The sequence below is a fragment of the Amycolatopsis ponsaeliensis genome, assembly GCF_030182635.1.
GTDB classification, from domain to species: domain Bacteria; phylum Actinomycetota; class Actinomycetes; order Mycobacteriales; family Pseudonocardiaceae; genus Amycolatopsis; species Amycolatopsis ponsaeliensis.
The window spans coordinates 14,698-41,661 of the sequence record NZ_JAPZLD010000072.1 but is presented as its reverse complement, the minus strand read 5'-3'; the positions used below and the strand labels follow the sequence as shown (position 1 = coordinate 41,661).

Annotated in this window: 13 protein-coding genes and 1 pseudogene; 6 read left to right on the top strand and 8 right to left on the bottom strand. The window is 71.8% G+C overall.

The features are described from left to right. Positions 1–130 precede the first annotated feature (130 nt). A complete protein-coding gene (locus tag QQ657_RS52325; protein ID WP_284749960.1) occupies positions 131–964 on the bottom strand; it encodes an ABC transporter permease in 834 nt (277 codons plus the stop codon). Between the two features lies 1 nt (position 965). Next, complete coding sequence (locus tag QQ657_RS52320; RefSeq protein WP_284749959.1) at positions 966–1,937, bottom strand: ABC transporter ATP-binding protein; 972 nt, start codon at positions 1,935–1,937, stop codon at positions 966–968. A 275-nt stretch (positions 1,938–2,212) separates the two neighbouring features. Between QQ657_RS52320 and QQ657_RS52315 the strand changes: the two genes are divergently transcribed. Beyond that, the gene (locus QQ657_RS52315; RefSeq protein ID WP_284749958.1) at positions 2,213–2,425 is read left to right on the top strand and encodes a hypothetical protein; all 213 of its coding nucleotides are present in this window, start codon (positions 2,213–2,215) and stop codon (positions 2,423–2,425) included. Between the two features lie 94 nt (positions 2,426–2,519). Here QQ657_RS52315 and QQ657_RS52310 read toward each other — a convergent pair. Then, positions 2,520–12,791: pseudogene (locus tag QQ657_RS52310) on the bottom strand (type I polyketide synthase); the annotation flags it as partial. Continuing rightward, entirely contained in the window at positions 12,788–14,287 is a 1,500-nt protein-coding gene (locus tag QQ657_RS52305; RefSeq protein ID WP_434056866.1) for a macrolide family glycosyltransferase, read from the bottom strand. The pseudogene QQ657_RS52310 and the gene QQ657_RS52305, both read right to left, overlap by 4 nt. A 181-nt stretch (positions 14,288–14,468) precedes the next feature. Here QQ657_RS52305 and QQ657_RS52300 point away from each other — a divergent pair, with 181 nt between their 5' ends. The 4 genes from QQ657_RS52300 (at position 14,469) to QQ657_RS52285 (ending at position 19,943) form a co-directional block, all read left to right on the top strand. After that, a complete protein-coding gene (locus QQ657_RS52300) occupies positions 14,469–15,914 on the top strand; it encodes an NDP-hexose 2,3-dehydratase family protein (protein ID WP_284749955.1) in 1,446 nt (481 codons plus the stop codon). Next, a complete protein-coding gene (locus tag QQ657_RS52295) occupies positions 15,893–16,909 on the top strand; it encodes a Gfo/Idh/MocA family protein (RefSeq protein ID WP_284749954.1) in 1,017 nt (338 codons plus the stop codon). Before QQ657_RS52300 ends, QQ657_RS52295 begins: the two co-directional genes overlap by 22 nt. Beyond that, positions 16,909–17,700 carry an NAD-dependent epimerase/dehydratase family protein gene (locus QQ657_RS52290; RefSeq protein WP_284749953.1) on the top strand — a complete coding sequence of 264 codons (792 nt, stop codon included), beginning with the start codon at positions 16,909–16,911 and terminating at the stop codon, positions 17,698–17,700. The genes QQ657_RS52295 and QQ657_RS52290 overlap by 1 nt, the downstream gene beginning before the upstream one ends. 602 nt (positions 17,701–18,302) lie before the next feature. Next, positions 18,303–19,943 (top strand): beta-1,3-glucanase family protein, encoded by a 1,641-nt coding sequence (locus tag QQ657_RS52285; protein WP_284749952.1) that lies wholly within the window; start codon positions 18,303–18,305, stop codon positions 19,941–19,943. Between the two features lie 53 nt (positions 19,944–19,996). Here the strand turns inward: QQ657_RS52285 and QQ657_RS52280 are convergent, their stop codons facing one another. Then, positions 19,997–21,520 (bottom strand): alpha-L-arabinofuranosidase B, encoded by a 1,524-nt coding sequence (locus tag QQ657_RS52280; protein WP_284749951.1) that lies wholly within the window; start codon positions 21,518–21,520, stop codon positions 19,997–19,999. Between the two features lie 448 nt (positions 21,521–21,968). Here QQ657_RS52280 and QQ657_RS52275 point away from each other — a divergent pair, with 448 nt between their 5' ends. Further along, complete coding sequence (locus QQ657_RS52275) at positions 21,969–22,322, top strand: hypothetical protein (RefSeq protein WP_284749950.1); 354 nt, start codon at positions 21,969–21,971, stop codon at positions 22,320–22,322. A gap of 10 nt (positions 22,323–22,332) precedes the next feature. Here QQ657_RS52275 and QQ657_RS52270 read toward each other — a convergent pair whose 3' ends face one another. The 3 genes from QQ657_RS52270 to QQ657_RS52260 all read right to left on the bottom strand — a co-directional run bounded on the left by QQ657_RS52270 (position 22,333) and on the right by QQ657_RS52260 (position 26,898). Further along, positions 22,333–23,490, bottom strand: a complete 1,158-nt coding sequence (locus QQ657_RS52270) for a 4-hydroxybenzoate 3-monooxygenase (protein ID WP_284749949.1) — start codon at positions 23,488–23,490, stop codon at positions 22,333–22,335. Between the two features lie 76 nt (positions 23,491–23,566). Then, the gene (locus QQ657_RS52265) at positions 23,567–24,346 is read right to left on the bottom strand and encodes a helix-turn-helix domain-containing protein (RefSeq protein ID WP_284749948.1); all 780 of its coding nucleotides are present in this window, start codon (positions 24,344–24,346) and stop codon (positions 23,567–23,569) included. Between the two features lie 11 nt (positions 24,347–24,357). Next, a complete protein-coding gene (locus QQ657_RS52260; protein ID WP_284749947.1) occupies positions 24,358–26,898 on the bottom strand; it encodes a hypothetical protein in 2,541 nt (846 codons plus the stop codon). Positions 26,899–26,964: the final 66 nt, after the last annotated feature.

The window sequence follows — 26,964 nt, the reverse complement described above, 5'->3', positions numbered from 1 at the left end:
CGGCCAAACACAGCCGACGTCGACCGGCGACACGCCCACCGATTCTCATCCCACCCGCGAGCGCACGCCAGCGCCCATCGACAGTTCTAACCCTGTTTCTCACTCACGACCTCTTGCCGCGGCAGACCTCTCAGCCGGAGTCGCGCTTCCCCATCAGGGAGAACGCCACCACCAGCGCGACCGCGACCCACGTCAGCAGCGTCCCGCCGCCGGTCAGCGGGCCCAGGTACGTCACCGAGTCCGTCTTCAGCTGGGCTGTGCTCAGCTGCTCCGCGGCCGACGCCGGGAAGTACGCGAGGATGTCGCGCTGGACCCACTGCGGCAGCAGCGCGCCGAGGATCGCCGGGGCGAAGATGAAGCCGATCGCCGTCGCGATCGCGCCCGCCGCGCTGCGCATCATCACGCCGAACGACAGGGCCAGCAGCGCGAACGCCGCGAACTCCGCGCCCCAGCCGAGCAGGCTGCGCAGCACGCCCGGGCCGCCGAGGCCCAGCGTCGGGATGGCCGGGTTGATGCCGAGCACCAGCTGGCCGATGAAGAACGCCGCCGCCGCGAACAGGGTGCCGAGCACGAACGCCAGCAGCCCGACGACCACGGCCTTCGAGATCAGGACCCGGCCGCGGTGCGGGGTGATGGCCAGCGTGAGGCGCATCATTCCGGTCGAGTACTCACCGGACACGGCGAGCACGCCGAGCACGGAGATCAGGATCAGGCCGAGGTTCATCCCGACCATGGCGGTGCCGGCCGAGTCGAAGTCCATCGTCTGGCCGGCGGGCAGGTTCTTGTAGTCCTGCTCGGTCAGGAAGCTGAACAGCACGGAGAACCCGACGCTGACGACGGCCGCGGCGATGACGACGAGCCACGTCGAGCGGACCGACTTGAGCTTGGTCCACTCCGCGGCGAGCGTGTTGCCGATGCCAGGCGAGACCTTCGTCTCCGGCAGCGAAGCCGTTGCGGTGGTCACGTCATTCACTCCCTTCCGCCGCGAGCGCGCGGGCCGTCTCGAGAACCTTGTGCTCCTCCGGTGCCGCGCCATTGTGCGAGCGGTACTGCACGCTGTCCTTGGTGAGATCCATGAACGCGGCCTCGAGGCTGGCGCGGACCGGCGTGAGCTCGTGCAGCCCGAGCCGGCGCTCCAGTGCGAGGTCGCCGATCTCCGGCGCGTCCAGGCCGACGATGTTGAGCGAGCCGTCGTCCAGCTTCGTCACCTTGCCGCCCGCCCGTTCCAGGGCTTCGGCGAGCTCGGCGGCCTGCGGCGAGACCACGTGGACGTGGCTGCGCGCGCTGCGCTGGGTGAAGTCGGCGATCGGCATGTCGGCGATGAGCTCGCCCCGGCCGATCACGATGACGTGCGCGGCGGTCTCTTCCATCTCGTTCATCAGGTGGCTCGACACGAAGACCGTCCGCCCCTCGGCGGCGAGGTCCTGCATCAGGGTCCTGATCCAGTAGATGCCCTCGGGGTCGAGGCCGTTGACCGGCTCGTCGAACAGCAGCGTCGGCGGGTCGCCCAGCAGGGCGGTCGCGATGCCGAGCCGCTGGTACATGCCGAGGGAGAAGTTGCCGACCTTCTTGCCCGCGACCTCGGTGAGGCCGACGGTGTCGAGCACCTCGTCCACCCGCTTGCGCGGGATGCCGCCGGCCTGCGCCACCCACTGCAGGTGCCGGTACGCCGTGCGCGCGCCGTGGACGGCCTTCGCGTCGAGCAGCGCCCCGACCTCCCGCATCGGCGCGGGCAGGTCCCGGTAGGCCTTGCCGTTGACCGTGACCGAGCCGCCGCTGGGGGCGTCCAGGCCGAGGATCATGCGCATCGTGGTCGACTTGCCCGCCCCGTTGGGCCCCAGGAAACCGGTCACGACGCCAGGCTTGATGTCGAACGACAGGCCGTTGACGGCCGTCGTGTCCCCGTATCGCTTCGTCAGATCTCGTGCTGTGATCAAGCGCCTGCTCCGTATCCGAATCCTGTAGTACCTGAGGACAAGTCAACCGGCTGCCACCACCGCCGGGCTAGTACACAAGGTCGCTTGTCACCGCAACCAAAGTTGCAACCCCCGTACCTGCGTGATCTTCCCAGCACCCGGCGCGACCGGCAACTCGGGGGAACGTCAACTTTCGATGGTCGGAAGACGACTTTCGAGGACTCACAACGGTGATCGCCGTGTGCTTGAATCGATCACAAGAGATTTCGTCGACTACTTTTCACGAGGAGTTTCCGATGGCCAAAGAACAAGGACGTCCCTTCGTTTCCCTCGTCATGGGACTGATTCTCGTCGCGGGCGGGGTCGCGATCATCATCAACGCGGGAGAGCACACCATCGGCGTGATCGGCGGCGGGGTCACCATCGTCGTGGGTCTGCTGTTCTTCGTGCGCAGCGCCACTTCCCGCAAGACGACGGCCGCCGGACGGCGCCGGTTCTTCATCTCCTGAGAATCCTGAAATCCTGCCATCGACGGAACTCGGCGGCCGTCCTGGTGTCCCGGTCGGGGGGTCACCAGGACGGCCGCTTCCGTTTCGCGCGACGCTATTCGTCGCCGAGGGCCAGCCGCACGAGGTCGTCGACCCCCATCTCGCCGAACGCGTCGTCGTCGGGGGATTCCGGGGCCGGGCCGCCGTCCCGCAGCTTCAGCACCGCCTCCAGCAACCCCGCCTCGCGGAACCGCGCGACCGGAATGGACGCCAGTGCCGCGCGGATCTCCTGTTCCTGGTCAGGCTCCTCCGAGGGGGAGTCCGGGAACAGCTCCTCCCCCACGTAGCCGGCCAGCGCCGCCGGGGTCGGGTAGTCGAAGATCAGCGTCGCCGGCAGGCGGATCCCGCTCGCCGCGCTGAGGCGGTTGCGCAGTTCCACCGCGGTCAGCGAGTCGAAGCCCAGCTCCTTGAACACCCGCAGCGGGTCGACGGTCTCCGCGCCGCCGTAGCCCAGCACCGCGCCCACCTGCGCGCACACCAGGTCCAGCAGCGCCTGCCGCCGGTCCTCACCGGACGTCCCGGCGAGCCGCTGCCGCAGGTCGGCCTCCGCCGCTCCCGCACCGGCCGTGCGGCGCCGGACGGCGGTCCGGACCACTCCGCGCAGCTGCTCCGGGACGTCGGTCGAGCCCAGTACGCGCGCGTCGACCAGCATCGGCACCAGCACCGCGTCGGGCGCGCCCAGCGCCGCGTCGAACAGCGCCAGTCCCTGGTCCGCGGGCAGCGGCGGCAGCCCGGACCGCGCCATGCGGCGCACGTCGGCGTCGGACAGCCCGGCCGTCATGCCGCCGGTCGGCAGCCACGGTCCCCAGGCCAGCGCCAGCGCGGGCAGTCCCGCCGATCGCCGTTGCCGGGCCAGCGCGTCCAGGAAAGCGTTTGCGGCCGCGTAGTTGCCCTGACCCGGCGCTCCGAGCACCCCGGCCGCCGAGGAGAACAGGACGAACGCGGACAGATCGAGGTCCCGCGTCAGCTCGTCCAGGTTCGCGGCCGCGACGACCTTCGGCCGCAGCACGGCGTCCAGCCGCTCCGGGGTCAGCGCGCCGACGAGCCCGTCGTCGAGCACCCCGGCCGCGTGCACCACGGCGGTCAGCGGGTGCCGCGCGGGCACGTCGGCCAGCAGCTTCGCAAGCGCTTCCCGGTTCGCCGCGTCACACGCGACAACGGAAGTCTCGGCCCCGAGCGAGGACAGCTCGGCCCGCAGTTCCTCGACACCCTCGGCCGCCGGACCGCGCCGGCTCGCCAGCAGCAGGTGCCGGACGCCGGAGTCCGCGAGGTGCCGGGCCAGCAGCCGCCCGAGCCCGCCGGTGCCGCCGGTGATCAGCACGGTGCCGTGCGCGTCGAGCGGCGCGGGCACGGTCAGCACGACCTTGCCGACGTGCTTCGCCTGGCTCACGTGCCGGAACGCCGCGGGGGCGCGCCGGACGTCCCAGGAGGTGACCGGCACCGGCGTCAGCACCCCGGCCTCGAACCACTCCAGCAGCCGGTCGAACAGCTCGCGGATCCGGTCGTGCCCGGCCTCGACCAGGTCGAACGCCTGGTACCGGACGCCCGGGTGCTCGGCCGCGACGCGCTCGGGGTCGCGCACGTCGGTCTTGCCCATCTCCAGGAACCGGCCCCCGCGCGGCAGCAGCCGCAGGGACGCGTCCACGAAGTCCCCGGCGAGCGAGTCGAGCACGACGTCGACACCGCGTCCGCCGGTCGCCGCGCGGAACTCGGCTTCGAAGTCGAGCGTCCGCGACGACGCGATGTGGTCGTCCGCCAGGCCCGAAGCCCGCAACGTGTCCCACTTGCCCGCACTCGCGGTGCCGTACACCTCGGCACCGAGCTGCCGCGCGAGCTGCACCGCGGCCATGCCGACGCCGCCCGCCGCCGCGTGCACCAGGACGGTCTCGCCCGCCTGCAGGTCACCAAGGTCGGTCAGGGCGTAGAGCGCGGTCAGGAACACCACCGGCACCGAAGCGCCCTGCGCGAACGACATCCCGGCGGGCAGCCGGCAGAGCATGCGCTCGTCGACCTCCGCCACCGGCCCGAACGCGCCGCCGAACATGCCCATCACGCGATCGCCGGGCGCGAACCGGGTGACGCCGTCGCCGACCGCCGTGACGACCCCGGCGCCCTCCAGCCCCGGCGAGGTGGCCGGGCCCGGGTACATGCCGAGCGTGTTGAGGACGTCCCGGAAGTTCACGCCGGCGGCGCGCACGGAGATCCGCACCGCGCCCGGCGCGACCGGCTCGGCGAATTCGGGACAGGCCACCACGGTCAGCCCGTCGAGGGTGCCGCGGTCGGCGATGTCGACCCGCCAGTCCCCGGCGGGGACGGTGAGCGCGTCCGTTTCCTTGGCCAGCCGCGCGACCCGGGCCGTGCCGGCGCGGACCGCGACCTGGTTCTCCCCCGTCGCCAGGGCGGCGGCGAGGTCGGCCGGGTCGCCGGCGTCCACCAGCACGAACCGGCCGGGGTGCTCCGACTGCGCCGAGCGCACCAGGCCCCAGACCGCGGCGAGGGCGGGATCGGCCGGGCCGTCACCTTCTTCGGTGACGACCGCGCCGGAAGTCAGCAGCGCGAGCTTCGCCGCGGCGAAGCGGTCATCGGCGAGCCAGGCCTGGACGAGGGCGAGCGCGTGGTGCGTCGCCTCGCGCACCGGCCGCGTCGCGAAGGGGACCACGACGACGTCCGGGACATCGGTGACGTCGGTGACGTCGGTGACATCGGCGAGCGAGTCGACGACCGTCCACGACGGATCCACTACGTCACCGTCGTGAGCGGGCCAGGTGAGCCGGTGGAGCGCGTCCGGGCGGGCCACGAGCTGGTCCGGCGAGAACTCCCGCAGGGCCAGGGAATCCACGGTCGCGACGGCCCGGCCGGCGGAGTCGGCGATCGTGATCGCGAGGGACTCAGGCCCGGTCTTGGTGAGCCGCACCCGCAGGCCACGCGCGCCCTCGGCGTGCAGCGACACCCCGCGCCAGGAGAACGGCAGCCTGCCGTTCGGAGCGGGCGCGAACGGCAGGAACGCCGCCGCGTGCAGGACCGCGTCGAGCAACGCCGGGTGCAGCCCGAACGCCGAAGCGTCCGCGTCCTCCGGCAGCTCGACCTCGGCGAAGACGTCTTCGCCGTGCCGCCAAGCCTTCCGCAGCCCCTGGAAGACCGGGCCGTAGCCGAATCCGCTGTCCGCGAGCCGGTCGTAGAGCCCGTCAGTCTCGAGAAGCTCGGCGCCCGCGGGCGGCCATTCGGTGAGGTCGTCGCCGCGCACCGGGACCGCCGGCGTCAGCACGCCGCTCGCGTGCAACGTCCAGGGGCTGTCGGGGGCCGCGTCCTCGGCGCACGAGTGGATGGTCAGCGAGCACGCCCCGGACTCGTCCGGCGCGCCGGTCAGGACCTGGAGCCGGACACCGCCGGTCGCGGGCAGCACCAGCGGCGCCCCGAGCGTCAGCTCCTCGAGCTGCGTGCGGCCGGCGCGGTCGCCCGCGTCGACGGCGAGCTCCACGAACGCCGTCCCGGGGAAGAGCACCGAACCGCCGATGCCGTGGTCGGCGAGCCAGGGATGGGTGCGCAGGGAGAGCCGTCCGGTGCCGAGGACGCCCGCGGACCCGGCCAGTTCGGCGGTGGCGCCGAGGAACGGGTGCGGGCTGGCGGCCAGCCCGGCGGTCGCGACGTCGCCGGTGCGGCCGGCGGCCGCGGGCCAGAACCGGCGGCGCTGGAACGAATAGGTCGGCAGCTCGGCCCGCTCGCCTGCCGCGACCAACGTCGTCCAGTCCGGGGAGAAGCCGTGTACGTGGGCCTCGGCCACCGCGGTCAGGACGGCCTCGACGTCGGGGCGCTTACGCCGCTGGGTCGCGGTGACGAAGACTTCGCCGTCGACGCAGTCCCCGACCATCGCGGAGAGCACGGCGTCCGGGCCGACCTCGACGAACCGGGTGACGCCGAGGGAGGCGAGCCGGCCGACGCCGTCGGCGAAGCGGACCTCGTCGCGCACGTGCCGGACCCAGTGCTCGGGCCCGGCGGCGGTGACGAGCCGGCCGGTGAGGTTCGAGACCAGCCCGATCTTCGGGTCCTGGTAGGACAGGCCGGCCGCGACCTCGCGGAACCGCGCGAGCATCGGGTCCATCAGCGGGGAGTGGAACGCGTGGCTGGTGCGCAGCCGCTTGGTTTCCCGGCCCAGCCGCGTGAAGTGCGCGGCGATGCCGAGGACGTCCTCTTCGACGCCGGACACGACGATCGACGCGGGCCCGTTGACGGCGGCGATCCCGGCCGACGCGGTGAGCAGCGACCGGACCTCCTCCTCGGTCGCGCGCAGGGCCACCATCGCACCGGTCGCGGGCAGCTCCTGCATGAGCCGGCCGCGCGCGGCGACCAGCGTGCAGGCGTCGTCGAGGCTCAGCACCCCGGCCACGTGGGCGGCCGCGAGCTCGCCGACGGAGTGGCCCATGACGAAGTCCGGGGTCAGCCCCCACGACTCCAGCAGGCGGAACAGCGCCACCTCGACCGCGAACAGCGCGGGCTGGGCGAATCGCGTCTGGTCGAGCCGATCGCCGCCCTCGGCGATCACCTCGCGCAGCGGGAGGTCGAACCGCGCGCAGGCCGCGTCGAAGGCGTCGGCGAACACCGGGAACTCCTCGCGCAGCGCGAGTCCCATGCCCGCGCGCTGGGCGCCCTGGCCGGTGAAGAGGAACGCCGAACGGCCCTCGTCGGAGACACGACCGCGGACGACGCCGGGCCCTTCGCCGCCTTCGGCCAGCCGCCGCAGGTTCCGGAGCGCGGTGTCCCGGTCGGGGGCCAGGACGACGGCCCGGTGGTCGAACGCGGTCCGGGCGGCCAGCGCGGAACCGATGTCTTGGGCCGCCACCGGAAGCAGGGCGGCAGCCTGCGCAGCCAGCGCCGCCTCGGTGTGCCCGGACACCGGCCAGAGAAGCGACGCCGTCTCGTCCACAGTGGACTCGACCGGTGCGGGGGCCTGCTCCAGCACGACGTGCGCGTTGGTCCCGCTGAAGCCGAACGCGGACACCGCGGCCCGGCGCGGCCGGCTCGCTGCCGGCCAGGCGACGGGCTCGGTGAGCAGCCGGACGTTCCCGGCGGTCCAGTCGACCCGCTCCGACGGGACGTCGGCGTGCAGCGTGCGCGGCAAGGTCTCGTGGTTCAGCGAGAGGACCATCTTGATCACTCCGGCGACCCCGGCGGCGGCCTGAGTGTGGCCGAGGTTGGACTTGATCGCGCCCAGCCACAGGGGACGCTCGCGGTCCTGCCCATAGGTCGCGAGCAGCGCCTGGGCCTCGATCGGGTCGCCGAGCCGCGTGCCGGTGCCGTGCGCCTCGACGGCGTCCACATCGGACGGCGCGAGCCCGGCGTCGGCGAGCGCGGCGAGGATCACGCGTTGCTGGGAAGGGCCGTTCGGGGCGGTGAGCCCGTTGCTCGAGCCGTCCTGGTTGACGGCCGAGCCACGCAGGACCGCCAGCACCTGGCGGCCGTTGCGCTGGGCGTCGGAAAGCCGTTCCAGCAGCAGGATCCCGGCGCCTTCCGACCAGCCGGTGCCGTCGGCGCCTTCGCCGAAGGCCTTGCAGCGGCCGTCCTCGGCCAGCCCGCGCTGGCGGCTGAACTCCACGAACCCGGCCGGGGTGGACATCACGGTGACCCCGCCGGCCAGCGCCAGCGAGCACTCGCCCGAGCGCAGCGACTGCGCCGCGAGGTGCAGGGCGACCAGCGACGACGAGCACGCCGTGTCGACGGTGACGGCCGGGCCTTCGAGCCCGAAGGTGTAGGAGACCCGGCCGGACAGCACGCTCGCCGCGTTGCCGGTGCCGAGGTGCCCGGCGACGTCGTCCGCCGAATCCCGCAGCAGCGACGAGTAGTCCTGGCCGTTGGTCCCGGCGAAGACGCCGGTGCGGCTGCCGCGCAGGGCCGACGGGTCGATCCCCGCGCGTTCGAAGGCCTCCCAGGAGGTCTCCAGCAGCAGCCGCTGCTGCGGGTCCATCGCGACGGCTTCGCGCGGCGACACCTCGAAGAACTCCGGGTCGAACCCGGCCGCGTCGGCGAGGAAGCCGCCTTCCCGCGTGTAGCAGGTGCCGGGGTGGTCGGGGTCCGGGTGGTAGAGCGTGTCGAGGTCCCAGCCGCGGTCGCCGGGGAACGGCGCGATGACGTCGCGCCCGCTTTCAAGAAGCTCCCACAGCTGCTCGGGCGTGCCGACCCCGCCGGGGAAGCGGCAGCTCATCGCCACGATCGCGATCGGCTCGTCGACGGCCCGGGTGGCCGTCTCGGCGGGCCCGGGACCGGCCGCGCCGAGCAGGTGCTCGGCGAGCGCGCGCGGCGTCGGGTGGTCGAACACGAGGGTCGAGGGCAGCGTCAGGCCGGTCTCGCGGCCGAGGGCGTTGCGCAGTTCGACCGCGGTGAGCGAGTCGAAGCCGAGGTCGGCGAAGGGCCGGTCCGCGCGCACGGACGCCGCCGAGTGGCCGAGCACCGCGGCAACCTGCGCCCGGACCAGGTCGAGGGCACTGGCGGGATCACCGGTGAGCCGCGTGGCCGGGGTGGGCTGGTCACCGGCGAGCCCGCCGAGCAGCGGCCGGGTGGTGTCGAGGTCGTCGGCGGCGAAGTCGATCGGCACGACCAGCGCGTCCGAGCCGGCGAGGGCGCGGTCGAACAGGGCCAGCGCGTCGCGGGCGGGCAGCGGCCGCACCCCGCCCTGGCGCATCCGGGCGACGTCGGCGTCGGTGAGCTGCCCGGTCATCCCGCCGTCGGGTACCCACGGGCCCCAGGCCAGCGACACCGCGGGCAGTCCCAGGTCCCGCCGGTGCGCGGCGAGCGCGTCGAGGAACGTGTTGGCCGCCGCGTAGTTGCCCTGCCCGGCCCCGCCGAGGACCCCGGCGGCGGACGAGAAGAGGACGAACGCGGACAGGCCTTCGGTGAGCTCGTGCAGGTGCCAGGCCGCGCCGAGCTTGGGCCGCAGGACGGCGTCGAGCCGCTCGGGGGTCAGCGAGGAGACGACGCCGTCGTCGAGGACGCCGGCCGCGTGCACCACCGCGGCGAGCGGGCCGACCTCGCCGAGCAGCCCGGCCAGGGCTTCCCGGTCGGTGACGTCACAGGCGGCGAGGACGACTTCGGCGCCTTCCGCGGCCAGTTCCGTCTCGAGGTCCCGCGCGCCCGGCGCATCCGGTCCCCGCCGGCTCACGAGGACGAGCCGGCGCACGTCGTGCGCGCGGACCAGGTGCCGGGCCAGCGCGCCGCCGAGCGAACCGGCCCCGCCGGTGATGAGCACCGTCCCTTCGAGCCGGACGCCGAGTCCGTCCGAAGTGGACTCCACGAGCCGCGGCACAGTGACTTCGCTGCCCGTGTAGGTGGCTTCCGGCTCCTCGATGGCGAACGCGGCCGGCAGTTCGGCGGCGTTCGCCAGGACGAACCGGCCGGGGTGTTCGGCTTGTGCGGAGCGGACCAGGCCCCGCACCGCCGCACCGGCGAGCCCTCGGGTGACGAAGACCAGCTTCGATCGTGCGTAGCGATCGTCGCCCAGCCAGGTTTGCAGCAGGTGCAGAGCATCCCGCGTCAAACGGTGAGCGGCCTCGACGAGATCGCCTTCGGCCTTGCAGCGGAAGAAGACCACCGGCGGGACGTCCGCGGCGGGGTCCAGTTCGTGCCAGTCGACGGCCGGGCTGGTGGCGGTCGCCGGGACCTGCTCGACGCGGTACAGCGCACCGGCCGGCTTGACCGCCCGCTGCCCGTCCAGCCAGTAGCGTTCCCGCTGGAAGGCGTAGGTCGGCAGGTCCACGACCCGCGCGCCCCGCCCGGCGAACACGGCTTCCCAGTCCGGGCTGAACCCGGCGACGTGCAGCCGTCCGACGGCTTCGATGACCGTGCGCACCTCGTCCCGGTCCCGGCGCAGCACCGGCACCACCACCGCGTCCGGCACGCAGTCGCCGGCCATCGCGGCGGCCGCACCGCCGGGCCCGGGCGTCACGAAGCGGGTCACGCGGTTCGCGGCGAGCCAGCGCATCCCGTCGTGGAACCGGACGGTGGCGCGGACGTGCTCGACCCAGTACTCCGCGGAGGCGACGTCGGCCGGTTCGCCGGTCACGTTCGAGACCACGGGGATCTTCGGCGCCGTGTAGGTGACGGTCTTCGCGACCGCGCGGAACGCGTCCAGGATCGAGTCCATGTGCGGCGAGTGGAACGCGTGGCTGACCCGCAGCCGTTTCGACCCGGCGAACCGCGCGGCGATCTCCTCGACGGCGTCGACGTCACCGGAAACGACCACGGCGTCAGGACCGTTGATCGCGGCGAGGGCGACCCGCTCGCCCAGCAGCGGCCGGACCTCGTCCTCGGTGGCGCGCAGGGCGGCCATCGCGCCGGCGTCGGGCACCGACTGCATGAGCCGCGCCCGCGCGGCAACCAGCCGGCACGCGTCCGGGAGGTCGAACACCCCGGCGACGTGCGCGGCAGCCAGCTCGCCGATCGAGTGGCCCATGACGAAGTCGGGCGTCAGGCCCCAGGACACGAGCAGCCGGTGGAGCGCGACCTCCAGGGCGAACAGGGCGGGCTGGGTCACCTCGGTCCGGTCCAGGTCGCCACCGTCGAAGATCAGCTCGCGCAGTCCGGCGAAGCCCGCGCAGACTTCGTCGAAGGCCTGCGCGAAAACGGGGAACGCGGCGTACAGCCCGCGTCCCATGCCCGGCTGCTGCGCTCCCTGGCCCGCGAACACGTAAGCCGTCTTGCCCGGGGTGGTTTCGCCGGCGGACGTCAGCTCGGTGAGACCGTCGCGCAGTTCCTCGGCGGTCTCCGCCAGCACGACGGCGCGGTGCTCGAACGCGGCTCGCGTGGTGGCCAGCGAATACGCGACGTCGACCGGCCGGAGTCCGTCCACTTGCGACAGCAACCGGGCGGCCTGCTCGCGCAGCGCCTCCGGGCTCTTCGCCGACAGGATCGCGGGCACCAGCCCGGCCGGGCCACCCACCTCGGCCGGCTCGGGTTCGGGGGCCTGCTCGATGATCGTGTGCGCGTTGGTGCCGCTCACGCCGAAGGACGAGACCCCGGCCCGGCGCGGCCGCTCGCCCGCCGGCCACGCGACGGCCTCCTGCAGCAGCTCGACCTCGCCGGTGTCCCAGTCCACTTTGGACGACGGGATCTCGGCGTGCAGGGTGCGCGGCAGCAGCTCGTTGCGCAGCGCCATCACCATCTTGATCACGCCGCCGACGCCGGCCGCGGCCTGCGTGTGACCGAAGTTCGACTTCGCGGAGCCCAGCCACAGCGGGGCTCCACCGGCGCGTTCCCGGCCGTACGTCGCCAGCAGCGCCTGCGCCTCGATCGGGTCGCCCAGCGTGGTCCCGGTGCCGTGGCCCTCGACGACGTCAACGTCCGCGGCGGACAGCCCCGCGTCGGCGAGCGCGGCACGGATGACGCGCTGCTGCGAAGGCCCGTTCGGCGCGGTAAGCCCGCTGCTCGCGCCGTCGGAGTTGACGGCCGAGCCGCGCACCACCGCGAGCACCGGGTGGCCGTTGCGGCGCGCGTCGGAAAGCCGTTCCAGCAACAGGAAACCGGCGCCCTCGCCCCAGCCCGTGCCGTCGGCGGCGTCGGCGTAAGAGCGGCAGCGGCCGTCCGGCGAGAGACCGCGCTGCCGGCTGAAGCCGATGAACGTCACCGGCGTCGACATCACCGCGACGCCGCCGGCGAGCGCCAGCGAGCAGTCGCCGCGCCGCAGCGCCTGCGCGGCCCAATGCAACGCGACGAGCGACGACGAACAGGCGGTGTCGACGGTGACCGCCGGGCCTTCGAGCCCGAAGGTGTAGGCCACCCGGCCGGACGCGATGCTGGCCGCACTCCCGTTGCCCACATAGCCTTCGAGGCTCGCGGGCAGGTCGGTCAGGCGCGTGGCGTAGTCGTTGTACATCACCCCGGCGAACACGCCGGTGCTGCTGCCGCGCAGCGACGCCGGGTCGATCCCGCCGCGTTCGAAGGCTTCCCAGGCCGTTTCGAGCAGCAGCCGCTGCTGCGGGTCGATCGTCTGCGCCTCGCGCGGGGAGATGCCGAAGAACTCCGGGTCGAACTCGTCCGCGTCGTGCAGGAAACCACCCTGGCGGGTGTAGCACTTCCCGGCGCGGTCCGGGTCCGGGTCGTAGAGGGCGTCGAGGTCCCAGCCGCGGTTGACCGGGAACCCCGAGATCGCGTCGCGGCCCGAGGCCACGACGTCCCAGAGGTCCTCCGGCGACCGGACGCCGCCGGGGAACCGGCAGCTCATCCCCACGATCGCGATCGGCTCGTGCTCGCGGTCCTCCGCGTCGCGCAGCCGCTCGCGCGTCCGGTACAGGTCCGCGGTGACCTTCTTGAGGTACCCGCGCAGCTTGTCGTCGTCGCTCATGCCTTTTCCCCGTCGCCTGCGCGCACGGCGCGTTCGAGCACGTCCGCCGCCTTTTTCGCGCCCCCGGACGCCTGGATGGCGGCCCGCATACCCGCGACCTCGGCCGCCACGGCCGCGTCGGCGGCGACGGCCAGGACGGCGTCGCGCACGTCGTCCCCGGTCACGTCGTCGAGCAGCGCGCGGCCCAGTCCCAGCCGCTCGACCTGCTGCGCCGTCACCCGCGCCTCCGGGCGCTGCGGCACGGCGACCACGGGGACGCCGTGGCCGAACGCGTCCATCAGGGAGCCCGTCCCCGCCTGGCAGACGACGACGTCGGTGTGCGGCAGGACCGCGCGGTGGTCGAGCCAGGAGTGCAGCTCGACGTTGTCCGGCATGGCCGCCGCGAGGTCGTCGCCGACGTGCCCGGCGGTGGTCATCACAACCCGCCAGCCGGTGCCCGCGAACGCCTGCCCGCACGCGGTGAAGAACCCGGGGTTGCTGTTGGAGGAGGTGCCCAGCGACACCAGGACGACCGGGACGTCCTCGGCGGGCGCGGCCCAGCCGTCGGCGGCCGCGCCGTCGTCACCGGTGGGGCCGACGAACACGAAGTCGTCGCCGAAGCACTCCGGGCGGGGCTGGAAGGCGCGGGGCACGAACACGAGGTTCGCCACGACCTCGCCGCCGCCGGGCGCGAACTCCGGCGGGGTGTCCAGGCCGAACTTCCCGAGCAGCGCCGTGATGCGCTCGCCGCACGCCGCCAGCGCGGGGTGGGCGGGGTCGAGCGGCGGGCCTTCGAGCTCGGTCTCGCTGCCGTTGAGGGGCACCTCGTCGTTGCCGCCGAAGCCGGCGAACAGGCGGACGACGCCGCAGCCGGCGCGCCGCGCGACCAGCGTGCCGACGTCGGTGCTCAGCACGTCCTGGACCACGAGGTCCACCGGGCGGTCCGCGAACTCCGGCCACGCGGCGGCGAGCGGGGCGTAGGCCTCGTCGAGGTAGTGCGCGAGGACCTCGGCGAGGTCGTCGGCGGTGTGCACGTCCGGCATCGACTCCGGGAACGCCGAGGGGTAGGTCACCACTCTCGCGCCGGTCTCGGCGACCACGCCGGCGAACCGCTCGGCGACCACGTACGACACTTCGTGCCCGCGCGAAAGCAGCTCGCGCACGACCGGCAGTGTCGGCCGGAGGTGACCGAAGCCCGGAAAACCGAAGAAGGCGACATGCCCGCCGGAGACGTCCACGCCGGGCACCCTAAGTCGGCCGGGAGCGCCCACCGGGTGCGTGCACAGGAAATCCGATGATTCGCCTAGTGCTGTGTGGTTCCGGTGCCCGGGCGTGGCTCGGCTTGACCACCCGGCTCCCGCTGTCGCGAATGACTCATTCGCGACGCCGGAGGTGCCCCATGACTTGTTCGCGACGCCCGGCGCGCGGCAGGCCGGGTCGGACCAGGACTTCGCCGGGTCCGACCCGGCGTTCTTCCGGTGGCGTCGGCGGGTGCGGTGACGTCCTGAATGAGTCATTCAGGTCTTGGGAGGTCCTGAATGACTCATTCAAGACCTTTGCCGGACCGCCGGCACCCGAACCGCGACACCCGGCTCGCGCCCGGAGGAACCGGCGCCGCGGGAAAGACCAGCATTCCTCCTAGTTTCTCCTCGCTACAAATAGGACATCCCGTCCGCCGGCCACGCGAGGTGAAAATCCATGGAGCGTCACACTGGAACCGGCTTGCTCCGCAAACCGGACGTGACGTTGCCACACCGGCTCGCCAAGTCCGCGGCCGCCACCGACGGTGTCGCGACCCCGAACTCCGTGGTCGCCAAGTGGATCGAGGATCGCAACCTGGCCCACCGCCACGAGGTCCGCCGGATCGAGTTCGGCGAGCTCCGGCAGTGGGGATTCGACGCCGGCTCCGGGAACCTGCGGCACGAAAGCGGCCGGTTCTTCGGCGTCGAAGGGCTCGAGGTCGACACCGACCACGGCCCGGTCACGCACTGGTCGCAGCCGATCATCAACCAGCCGGAAATCGGTATCCTGGGCATCCTCGTCAAGGAGATCGACGGTGTCCTGCACTGCCTGATGCAGGCGAAGTCGGAGCCCGGGAACGTCAACGGCGTCCAGGTCTCGCCGACGGTCCAGGCGACCAAGAGCAACTACACCCGCGTGCACGGCGGGCGGCCGGTCCCCTACCTGGACCACTTCCGCGACCCGGACCCCGAAACCGTGCTCGCCGACGTCCTGCAGTCCGAACAGGGCTCCTGGTTCTACCGCAAGCGCAACCGGAACATGATCGTCGAGGCCGCGGAGTTCGCCGGCGAAGACGACCTGCCCGACGACTTCCGCTGGCTCACCCTCGGCCAGCTGCACGAGCTGCTCAAGCACGACAACCTGGTCAACATGGACGCCCGTACGGTGCTGTCCTGCATGCCGGCCGGGCTCGAAGGCCACGAGGCCGACGCTGTGAGCGACCTCGCCGCGGCCGTGGCCCGCTCGTCGGCCCAGCCCACCGGCAGCCTGCACACGCGCACCGAGGTGCTCAGCTGGATCACCTCGCGCCAGGCCCAGCACGTCGTGCGCACCAGCTCGCTCCCGCTGGGCGAGGTCGCGAACTGGGTCCGGACGCCGTCCGAGATCTCGCACGAGCTCGGCCTGTTCTTCAGCATCATCGCCGTCGACATCACCACCAACGGACGCGAAGTCGCGCAGTGGACCCAGCCGCTGGTCCGGCCGCACGGCGCGGGCGTGGTGGCCCTGCTGGTGAAACGCGTCGACGGGGTGCTGCACGCCCTGCTCAACGCGCGCGTCGAACCCGGCTACCTCGACGTGGTCGAGCTCGCCCCGACCGTGCAGTGCACACCGGACAACTACGTGCTCACCCCGGCCGCGGACCGGCCGCCGTTCCTCGACATGGTGCTGGGCAGACGCGAAGACCAAGTGCTCTTCTCCGCCCAGCTTTCCGAAGAGGGCGGCCGGTTCCACCACGCGTACAGCGACTACCAGATCATCGAGGTGCCCGCGGACTTCCCGGACGCCGGACTGGCCGACTTCCGCTGGCTCACCCTCAACCAGCTCAACGAGCTGCTGCGGCACAGCCACTACGTCAACGTGCAGGCCCGCAGCCTGATCGCGTGCCTGCGGGGGCTGCGGTGAGCCGGGCCCTGCGGCTCGGCGCGCTGGGCTGCTCGTCGATCGCCGCGCGGCGCACGCTGCCCGCCGCGGCCGCCGTGGACGAACTGGCGCTGACCGCCGTCGCGGCCCGCTCGCCGGAGAAGGCCGCGGAGTTCGCCGCGCGCTTCCACGCCACGCCGACGACCTACGACGAGCTGCTGGACCGCTCCGACGTCGACGCCGTGTACGTCTCCCTGCCGACCAGCCTGCACCACGAGTGGACCAGGAAGGCCCTGCTGGCCGGGAAGCACGTGCTGTGCGAGAAGCCGCTGACGCTCAACCTCGAGCAGGCCCAGGACCTGGCCGAGCTCGCCACGAAGCTGAACCTGGTGCTGCGCGAGAACTTCACGTTCATCCACCACCCCCAGCACACGCGGGTGCGCGACCTGCTCGACGCCGGCCGCCTCGGCGACCTCCGGACGTTCACCGCGTCGTTCGGCATCCCGCCGCTGCCCGCCGACGACATCCGCTACCAGCCCTCGCTCGGCGGCGGGGCGCTGCTCGACGTCGGCGTCTACCCGCTGCGCGCGGCGCTTTTCCTGCTGGGCCCCGACCTGCGGGTCACCGGCGCCACCCTGCGGTTCGACGAGGGCGGCGTGGACGTCGCCGGGCACGCGCTGCTGACCTCGGCGACCGGCGTCACCGCGTCCCTCGACTTCGGTTTCCAGCACAGCTACCGCTCGCGCTACGAGCTCTGGGGCAGCGCCGCCGCGCTGTCACTGGACCGCGCCTTCACGCCGCCGCCGGGCCGGCAACCGGTGCTGCGCATCGAAGAACAGGACCACGTCGAGGAAATCTGGCTTCCGCCGGCGCACCAGTTCGAGCTGTCGCTGCGCTCGTTCGGCGTCGCCGCGCTGGCCGGGCGCGACGACTCCGAGGCGGCTTGGCTCGCTTCTTCCGTGGACACCGCGCGGCTCGCCGACGAAGTCTTCTCGAACGCGGCCGGGGTGTCCGACGACCGGACGGTGGCCCGCTGATGGAGATCATCGGGAACGGCTTCATCGCACACCACACCCGGCAGCACTTCGGCGACCGCTACCCGGACGTCACCCTCATCGCGGCGGGCGTCTCGACGGTGCTCGTCGACGACGTCTCGGCGTTCCAGCGCGAGTCGACGCTGGTCTACGACGTGATCGACCGCTGCCGGGCCACCGGCCGCACGGTGATCTTCCTGTCCACCGCCTCGACCGGCATGTACGGCGCCGACCAGTCGGTCGGCAGCGAGGGCGGCGCGGTCTTCCCGCTCACGCCCTACGGCCGGCACAAGCTGTGCCTCGAACACGTCTGCGCGCTCTCCGGCGCGCCGTGGCTCGTCCTGCGGCTGTCGCACATCGTCGGGCCGGGCCAGGCGCCGCACCAGCTGCTGCCGTCCCTGACGCGCCAGGTGCTCTCGGGCGCGGTCACGCTGCACTCCGGGGTCTCCCGGGACCTGCTCGACGTCGGCGACATGATGCGGATGATCGACTCGCTGCTCGGCCAGGGCATCCGGGACGAGGTCGTCAACGTGGCGTCGGGCCGGTCCGAGGCGATCGAGGACATCGTCGACGGGCTGGAGGAGCGCCTCGGCACACGCGCCGAGCGCAAGCTGGTCGAGATGCCGGCCAAGCGCGGCGACGTGCGGATCGACAAGCTGCGGTCCCTGGTCACCGGGTACGACGACTTCGGCATCGGCCCGGGCTACCTGAAGCTGCTGCTGGACCGCAACATCGACGAGCTGGCCGCGAGCGCCCGCCGGCACCTCCAGGCCACCGCCGCGGTCGGCGCCTGATCCTTTTCCGTCTCTTGTGGACGATCGCTTTCCCGTCCGTCTTCGTGGTTGCGGCACGACGTCCGGCGCACCGTACTGGGGGCTGGGTGCACCGGACGTCGTACCTCGCAGGCGGGAGGGGGGAGTGCTCCCGCCGGGTCTTCGGCCGCCCGCTCAGGGCGGCGCGGGGCAAGCAGGGCAAGGCTCGGTGTCGCCGCCGGCGTTCCCGTGCTCGATCATCGATTTCCCCTCCCCCTCGGGCACCCCGCCCGCGCGGGCCCCGGTGATCAGCTAACCCGGCGCGGCCGTGGTACGGCTAGCGGAAAAGGTCGCTGCCGGTGACAACCTAAGTTGATCGTCCCGGACGAGTAGTCCACGAATGGAGTAGGAAGCACCTCCCGAATTGCGTTCTTCGCGTTCCGGATCGGCATTCCCGCGCGGAAAGAATGGCGTTGCTCCGAATGCCGCACCTGTACGCGAGGGCAGGCTCGGCGGCCGCTCGTACCCTGCCTGACCTGGCGGTGTTGACCACGCCGCCACCGCGTACCTAGCGTTCGGCGACCCCCACCCCGCGGACGCGTGCCGCCGCCACGGACGCCGCCGCCCCTCCCCGAGGAGGCGCCATGTTGTCCAGGCGTACCTTCGTCACCGCCGGCCTCGCCGCCGCCGTGACCAGCGCGCCACTGTGGTCTGCCGCGACCGCGCCGAGAGCGCGGGCCGCGGCGGCCCTGCCGTTGACGCTGAAGAACAATTCCGGCAACGGAACCGTCTACGCCTACGTCAGCGGCGCGGACACCTCCGGCTGGCCCGGCTTCGTGACGGCCGACGGCGTGTTCCACCGGCTGCCCAACCCGTCGTCGCCGGTGACGCCGATCCCGGACTACGCCATCCCGCTGGGCGGCTCCGGGGCCCAGGTCACCGTGACGCTGCACGACTACATCATCGGCGGCCGGGTGTGGTTCTCGGCCGACAAGAAGATCCAGTTCTTCGTCAACCCGGGTCCCGGCCTCGTGCAGCCGGGCTTCACCAGCTCGGACCCCAACTGGCAGACGAACTGGACGTTCTGCGAGTTCACCTACAACAGCGCGAACCTCTACGCGAACATCAGCTACGTCGACATGGTGGCGCTGCCGGTGTCGATGGCCACGACGGGAGCGGCCGGCGCGCAGTCGGTCAGCCCGCTGCCGGACGGCGCGCTCGGGGCCATCGCCGACGGGCTGCGTGCCCAGCACAACACCGACGGGGCGCCGTGGGACCGGCTGGTCGTCACCGACGCGTCCGGCAAGGTCGTGCGGGTGCTCGCGCCCGGGCACTCCCCCACCGACTTCGGCGGCTACTGGACCGGCTACCTGAACGCCGTCTGGGACCACTACCGCTCGACCCCGCTGACGATCAACGGCCAGGGCAGCATCGGCTCGTACACCGGCACGGTCAGCGGCGACACGATCGTGTTCGCCGGCCTGAACACCAACGGCGTCCCGTTCACCAAGCCGAGCGCGATCGACATCTTCGGCTGCGCGAGCGGGCCGCTGTACAACTCCGGCGGGGACGCGCGCGGCGCGATCGCCGCCCGCCTCGCCGCCGCGCTCAACCGCAGCAGCCTGCTGGTCGGTGGGGGCAACAACCAGCCCGACGGCGTCCCGCCGTCCCAGTACTACCAGGACCCGACGACGAACCACTACGCGCGCCTGGTCCACCAGCACGCGACGATCGGCTACGCCTTCCCGTACGACGACGTGGGCCCGACGGGCGCCCAGCCGGTCGACGGCCACCTCCAGGACCCGGCACCGACGTCCTGGACGGTGTCGCTGGGCCCGGGCGCGGGCGGCGGCACGACACCCCCGCCCGGCGGCACGAGCGCGTACTCGACGATCCAGGCGGAGTCCTTCAGCGCCCAAAGCGGCACCCAAAACGAGGCGTGCGGTGATTCGGGCGGCGGCACCGACGTCGGCTGGATCGCGGGTGGCGACTGGCTGAAGTACAGCGGCCTCGACTTCGGTTCGAGCTCGCCACACCAGTTCGTGGCCCGCCTGGCCTCCGGCGCGGCGGCCGGCGTGAGCGGCGCGATCCTGGCCCGCCTGGACAGCACATCGGGTCCGGTCCTCGCGGAGATCGACTTCGCGAACAACGGCGGCTGGCAGAACTGGCAGACGGTGCCGGCGAACATCGTCGCGTCGGCGACGGGCGTGCACGACGTCTACCTGACGTTCGGCGGCGGCGCGTCGGACTTCGTGAACATCAACTGGTTCACCTTCACGCGGTGACGGGCGGCCGGGGCCACGTCCGTGCTCGGGCGTGGCCCCGGTACCCGGCCCGGCTACGGGGTCCAGGGCGCGCTGACCAGCCAGCTCACGTCGTCGTTGTACGAGGTGGCGTTGTCGAACGTGTTCGAACCGCCGTTGCTGGCGATGTAGACGACGTTCGCGTAGTGCCGGACGTACCGGTCGGCGTAGTTCGCCGACCTCAGCGACGTGCCTTGGCTGTTGCGGCCGGCTTCGGGGCAGAACGTCGCGTCCTGGGCGAACAGCGAACTGCCGTCATTCGCGTTGAGGTACAGCTGGAAGTTCTGGTGCCGCAGGTACTGCCCGGCGGTGTTCTTGGATTCGAACGACACGCACGATCCGTTGCCCAGCCCGGCCCGCACGATCCAGGACGCATTGCCCTTTTCGGTCGCGGAGCTCGAACTGCCGACGACCGCGGTGTCCACCGTGGTGCCCGTGTGGTGGATGTACCGGTCGGTGCAGCACGCCGTGGTCGCGCGCAGGGAGACGGTCGAGCCGGGGGTCAGCCCGCTGCTCGCGCTGCCGACGCTGTAGCCCGCCGCGGTGATGTTGGCCTGCACGGCGTTCTCGGTGGCGTCCGACGGGTAGCCGGAGGTCATCACGCCCTCGTAGAAGGTGCCGCGGGCGCCGACGCTGTTGTCGCCGCCGATGCCCAGGATGATCGCGCCTTCCTTCTTCATCGGGTTGTACCCCGACGCGTTGGGCCGGCTCCCGTTGTAGAACGTCGACACGCCGCCCGACTGCGCGTTGCCGCCCCGGATCGCCCAGTGGTTGGGCTCGCCCTTGACGATCGCCGTCAGGAACCGGTGGCTGATCGACGGGTCGTTGGCGTTGTAGCCGGGGTTGACCCCGGAGAACAGGCCGTTCTCCAGGTCGGCCATGATCCACGGGCCGTTGCCGGTGCCGTAGCCCCAGACCTTGATGTTGCCGAAGTAGATGGCCTCCATCGTGCCGTTGCCGTTGTCCCGGCTGTTGCGCTCGGCGTTCCCGTAGTCGAAGCAGCAGCCGCCGTTGTAGTGCGCGCCGTCGAAGACGGAGTACATACCCTCCGGCTGGTCACCGGTCGCGACGCCGTTCGTGTTGTTGTTGCGGTAGCCGGTTCCGGGCGCGACGTAGACGCCGTAGGCCTTGTGGCCGCCGACGGTGATCGGCGCCGCGGTCGCGTTCGCGAGGTTGTCGTAGCCGCCGGCGGCCGGGCCGTTGAACCCGCCGGGAGGCGCCTGCGTGAGGCGGTTGTTCCGGCCGGTCTGGTCGTAGATGACGGTGATGAGACAGGTGGTGCCGGCGCAGAAGGAGTCCTGGGCGGCGGCGTTCGCGACACCACCCGCGCTGAGCGGGCCGATGTCGCGGGTGCTGTTGTCCGACGCCCGCCTGACTTGGTACAGCGCGCCGTTGTAGGCACCGTAGAGCGCGCGGGTGGTGCTGTGCGCGGCGACGCAGGGCGTGCCGCCGTTCGCGTAGAGGTCGCACGGCCCCTGAGTGGCGGCTTGCGACGTACCGGTGGTGGCGACCAGCCCTCCGGCGAGGGTGAGAACCGCGGCGGCGGTCCGGGAAATCATCCGCGAACGGCGATTCTTCGGCCGTGGAGTCATGTTTCTGTTCCTCCGTTGCAGGGGTGCAGCCGGCGTGAATTCGTTCGGCAGCAGAAGCGGGCGCACTGGCGCGAGTGAGCACAAAGGACACAGCTTCGACACCCGTGCGCGCACGGGTGGATCCGGTGCGGGAACTGCTATCTCGGAACGCGGTGAGCGCCGACGTGCGCCCGTTCACGCGAGTTCGGCCGCTCAGCCCGATATCGGGAGGCGGTCCGGCAATGCGGCTTCATTGGCATCTCTCCGACTTCGTCGTCGAAACCAGGCCTAATGTTAGCGCTAACATTCTGTCGTACGTTTGAATTGTGGGCGCTTACCGGCTGTGCGTCAAGAGTCAGTCGGCGGAACCTGGGCCGGTTTCCCGCCGGACCGTGTGGCACGATCGGCGTCAGCGCGCAGTGGCCGGGAGGAAGCAGTGGCACGAGTACTGGTGGTCGGCCTCGACCCCGCCAAGATCCAGGGCTGGGACCCGGCGCCGGTGCAAGCGGCGATCGGCCGTGGCCGGGCCCGGTTCGACGACCTCGGCCTCGACGCGGACTGGTGCCTCGTGGACCTCGACGCGGATCCCGCGGGCACGATCGAGGCGGCGCTGACCCGGGCGGACTACGCCTGCGTGGTGATCGGGGCCGGGATCCGCACGCACGAACCGCTGCTCGAGTTCTTCGAAACGGTGCTCAACCTGGTGCACCAGGCGGCACCGGGTGCGGCCATCGCCTTCGACCGGACCCCCGAGGACTGCGCCGACGCCGCGCTGCGCCGGCTGCGCTGACCCCGTCCGGTCAGCCGGAAACGCGATCCGCCGGCTCCACCATGGTTTCCAGGTTCTTCCGCGCGACCTGCTTGCGGAACTCCCCTTCGTACGAAGCATCGCCGGAGTCGTGCATCGTCTCGGTCATCCAGACCGCGGCCGCCTGACGCTCCCACGTGTGGCCGAGGCAGGTGTCGGAGTAGCTGTCGAGCAGGCTCGGATCGTCCTTCTCGACGTGGCGGACGACCGCCCGGGCCAGCGTCTCGGCGTCGTGGAGAGCGAGGCTCATCCCCTCCGCGCTCATCGGGGAAATGAGGTGCGCGGCGTCGCCGAGGAGGAAGAGCCGGCCGTGGCGCATCGGGCTGAACACGACCCCGCGCAGCGGCACGACCTGCTTGCTCGTGATCGGCCCCGGCGCCACGGGTTCGCCGAACCGGGTGCCGAGCTCATTCCAGACGCGCTCGTCCGGCCACTGGTCGACGGTGTCGGTCAGCGGGCACTGCAGGTAGAGCCGGCTCGCCTCCGGGCCCCGGGTGATCTGCGCCGCGAAGCCGCGCGAGTGCACCGCCAGCACGGCCGGGGGATCCGCCGGCACCCCGGCCATGACGGTCAGCCAGGCGTACCCGAACTCGTGGGCGTGGCAGGTGAGCGCGTCGTCGGGAATGACTGTCCGGCTGACGCCCTGATAGCCGTCGGAGCCGGCGACGAAATCGCAACCGAGAGCCTTTGACGAACCCGCGGCGTCCCGGTAGCGGACCACCGGACGGTCGGTGTCGATGCCTTCCAGCGCAACGTCTTCCGCTTCGAAACGCAGATCGCCGCCGTCGCGCAGGAACACCTTGATGAGGTTCCGGACGACGACCTGCTGCGGGCAGAACGCACCGTCGACGTCGTCCGCGTCTTGTTTCCACAGCCGCTTTTCCCCGTCGATCAGCAGCGGCATCCCCACGTCGCCGGAGTCGTGGCCAATGCCGCCCTCGACGACCTCTCCCAGCCCCCAGTCCCGCAGCACGCGCACCCCGTGGGCGTCGAGGGATCCGGCCCGCTGCCGGTTTTCCACGTGCTCGCGGCTGTGCTTCTCCAGGACTGTGCAGCCGATTCCGCTGCGCAGCAGGAAGTTGCCGAGCGCGAGACCGGCGACGCCGCCACCCACGATGGCCACGGTGGTGTTTTCGTCTGTCTTGGTCATGTGACCACAGTGGACGCGGGAGGGGTAACCGACCACCGGGATCCGGTCATCGGATGACGGAAAGCCGCCAACTTGGTCAGTCGCCGTGGAGGCCGGCCTGGTAGCGGCCCGGAGTCTGGCCGACGACGGCACTGAACGCTTCGATGAAGGTCGACGGGTTGGACCACCCGCACGCGACGGCGGTGTCGGTGACGGACTGCCCGTCGGTGAGGTGCACGAGGGCGTGGTGGATGCGCAGGATGGTGCGCCAGCGGTGGAAACTCATCCCGAGATCGGCGTGGAACAGACGGCTGAGCGTGCGCTCGCTCGCCCCCGCGGCCCGCCCCAGTTCGGCCAGGGTGGTGGCCCGCCCGGGATCGGCCCGCAGCAGATCGGTGACGACGCGCAGCCGGTCATCGCGCGGCTCGGGCAGGTGCAGGGACTGTTGAGGCGTCTCACCGAGCTCATCGACCACGACGGCACGCAGCCGCTTCTCGGCCTCAGGAGGCCGGCGGTCCCGGCCGGTGAGCGCGAGGAGCGCCTCACGCAAGAGGGGGCTGACCGCGAACACACTGGGGTAAGCGACGAGGCTGCCGCATTCATCGGCCGGAATGGCGACGAGCCGGGCATCGGTCCGGCCGTAGAAGCGGTGGGAGTGGTCGAACCCGGGAGGCGTCCAGGTGACCCGGCTGGCGGGAGCCACCCAGGTCCCCCGCTCGGTGGTGGTGGCCAACGCCCCGGCGGCGGCGTAGACGAGCTGGCCATCGGGATGGGAGTGCGTACCGAGGTGAAAGCCGTGCGGCAGCCAGCCCCCACCCCGAGGCGTCACACCTCCCGGCTTCGCGGGTGGCGGGGAGGCTTGGCGGGATTCCGGCATCAGGAGCCAGATTACCGCTGATCTCGCGCCTTGCGAAAGTCGACGATCCGCTGCCACGCCAGGTGTGGCTGCGCCTGCATCTGGCGGCGGGCGAGAGCGAGCCCGTGGAACTCTTCGGTGAGCGCCTCCTGGGCAAGGTCGTCGACGAAGACCTCCAGGACCGTGGCGCAGAACAAAGCGGAGCACCCGGCGTTCCACCGGAGAAGATCGATCCGGTTCACCGAATCGGCTTCGGTCTCGTGAACCAGCTCCCGCGCCATTCGTCCGAGCTCGAGCACGTTCTCGGTGTCGCGGACGGCGAGGAGCTTGGCAACGAATGCCAGCTGTTCCGAAGAGGCTTCCAAGCCGCTCAGGTGGGCGACGAGGGCGTGCACTTTGCTGGAAAGATCCTTCCGGACCAGGGTTTCGGCCACCACGGCAAGGCTCGGCTCGTGCACCCTGGCGGCCACGTCGATCACTTCGACGGTGTAGCGGTGCAGGTCCCGGGGAAGGCCGCCCGACAAGCAGTGCAGCAGGTAGCAGAACTGTTCCGTCACTCCCGCGACCCGCGAGGCCACCCACTGACGGCTTTCGTTCAGGGTGAAGTGCTCCAGGCGCACCATCTCCGAGAACGCGCTGTCGAACGCGTCCCGGACACCCAGGCCACGCTGCTCGAAGTTGTGCACCGCGTCATCGGAGACCGAGACGAAGAACAAGCAACCGGGAACGCCGAAGACGCCCTTGATGTCGTTGATGAACTGCTGCGCCTTCTCCGGCTCGCCGATCTTGTCCAGTTCGTCGATGGCGATCACCATGCAGTCGATCACGCCGTTCTCGCGCAGTACCTCGGAGCTCAGTTCGGCGAACAACCGCAGCTTCTCGACGATCTCCGGGTGCGTCAGCTGCTGCTCGGCCCGCTGCGTCGACCAGGTCCGGCCGGCCTCGCCCTTCAGCGGCAGGCTCAGCTTGCCCGACCAGCCACTGGTGTGCGTCTGCAGGAACCGGGTCTCCGCCAGCTGTTCGAGAGCCGACTTGCGAAGGTGGAAGAGTTCGTCGTGCCGCCGGCGCCGGAGGTAGCGCACGAGCAGCTCCACCGGCGCGATGAGCAGCGCCAGGACGGCGCGCAGCGCGACCAGCCCCAGCAACCCCCAGGCGATGCGGTGCGCGACCGGCTGACCGGTCCACAGGACGTCAGCGGAGGACGGCAGGCCGGCCACCGCGGCCGAGCCCAGCGCGCCGACCTCGCGCAGTGCCGTCACCGGAGAGCCGCCCCAGAGCAGCAGCGCGAGGCCACCGAACACCAGCGCGAAGACGAGGAACCGGACGACCCGGCCGGCACCCCGGCGGATGGCTGCCCGGCGGCCGTCCGGCCCGCCGGGCAACAGGGGGTACAAGGCGAAGTCCGTCTTGTCGATCACGGTCCGGCACAGGAGTGCGTGCAGGTGCAGCACGAAGTCCCGGGCTTCGTAGTTGGCGGGCGCCGAAGCCATGACCACGAGCGGCCGGGAGCCCCCGGCGCTCAGCCTTCCTTGCCGCACCGCCTTGATGGCGGTCGTCTTGCCGACGCCCCGTGAGCCGGCGAGCGCCACGGCTCCGGAGCCGGCTCGCTCGATGATGCGCCGCAGCCGTTCCGCTCCGGCGGTTATGACGGTTTCCCCGTCCTCGGTCTCGTCGAGGCCCCCGATGTCGGCGTGGACGAGCCGCGTCCCGAAGCGGACCGATCGGTTCGCGCGGACGAATTCGTGCACGGCCGGCACCACGATCTCCGCCAGCAGGTACTCGTGCCGGTCACCGAAGCGCAGGAGGTCGGGATGCGGCTCGGTGGCCGTCTCGTCGCCCGTCCAGCCGAGAACCCCGGGCGCCTGCCTGCCGATCGTCCGAGCCGACAGCACGGCGACCGAAATGAACCCGACCACGACCACGACCCGCCAGGGCAGCGGCAACAGGGGCCAGGCGGCGCGCATCAGCGAGATGTACCCGACGTCGAGCACCGCGACGGTGGCCAGCCAGCCGTAGTGCCCGGCGGGCAGGTTCGCCAGCCGGACCAGCTGGTGCACGGCCGGACGTGACCGGTGCTCGTCCACGCTGACCGAACGGTCCTGTTCGATCCGGATCCGCCCGGTGAGCGAGTCGTTCGCGAGCAGGCTCCGCCTGGCGTCCTCCCGCTGCAGCTGCTCGTTCGCCAGCGCTCTGACCACCGCGGGATCGGCAAGGGCTTCTTCGACCAGTACGCGCAGGGCGAGCCGGGCCGTCCAGGTGCCGAAGTCGTCGAAGTCCGGACTCCGGAGGTACGCCGAGATTTCATCGACAGACCGACCCTCGCCGACGCGCCGTTCGCCGTCGTCTTCCCACTGTTCGGCGTCCACTTTGGCGGCCTTGAGCAGGAAAACACCGAGGACGCAGAGCAGAAACCCCACGCCGAGCAGCACCACCGACTCGGGCCGCAGCGTGTCGCCCAGGGTGACGAACACGATCAGGAACAGCCCGAGCAAAGAGAGGACGACGAGCCCGAGACGAGGCGCGTACCAGTCCACGTCACGCGGCTCTCGATCCGGTTGAGAAGGCGTGGGCACCGGCCCAGTGTGCACCAAGGCAGCCGGAGCCAGGACGTCAGTCGACCTCGCTCGACCGATGGGCGG

Coding starts and splice junctions, on each gene's coding strand:
- QQ657_RS52315 (WP_284749958.1), top strand. CDS start 2,213: ATGGCCAAAGAACAAGGACGTCCCTTCGTTTCCCTCGTCATGGGACTG.
- QQ657_RS52305 (WP_434056866.1), bottom strand. CDS start 14,287: ATGACTCATTCAGGACGTCACCGCACCCGCCGACGCCACCGGAAGAAC.
- QQ657_RS52300 (WP_284749955.1), top strand. CDS start 14,469: ATGGAGCGTCACACTGGAACCGGCTTGCTCCGCAAACCGGACGTGACG.
- QQ657_RS52290 (WP_284749953.1), top strand. CDS start 16,909: ATGGAGATCATCGGGAACGGCTTCATCGCACACCACACCCGGCAGCAC.
- QQ657_RS52285 (WP_284749952.1), top strand. CDS start 18,303: ATGTTGTCCAGGCGTACCTTCGTCACCGCCGGCCTCGCCGCCGCCGTG.
- QQ657_RS52280 (WP_284749951.1), bottom strand. CDS start 21,520: ATGATTTCCCGGACCGCCGCCGCGGTTCTCACCCTCGCCGGAGGGCTG.
- QQ657_RS52270 (WP_284749949.1), bottom strand. CDS start 23,490: ATGACCAAGACAGACGAAAACACCACCGTGGCCATCGTGGGTGGCGGC.
- QQ657_RS52265 (WP_284749948.1), bottom strand. CDS start 24,346: ATGCCGGAATCCCGCCAAGCCTCCCCGCCACCCGCGAAGCCGGGAGGT.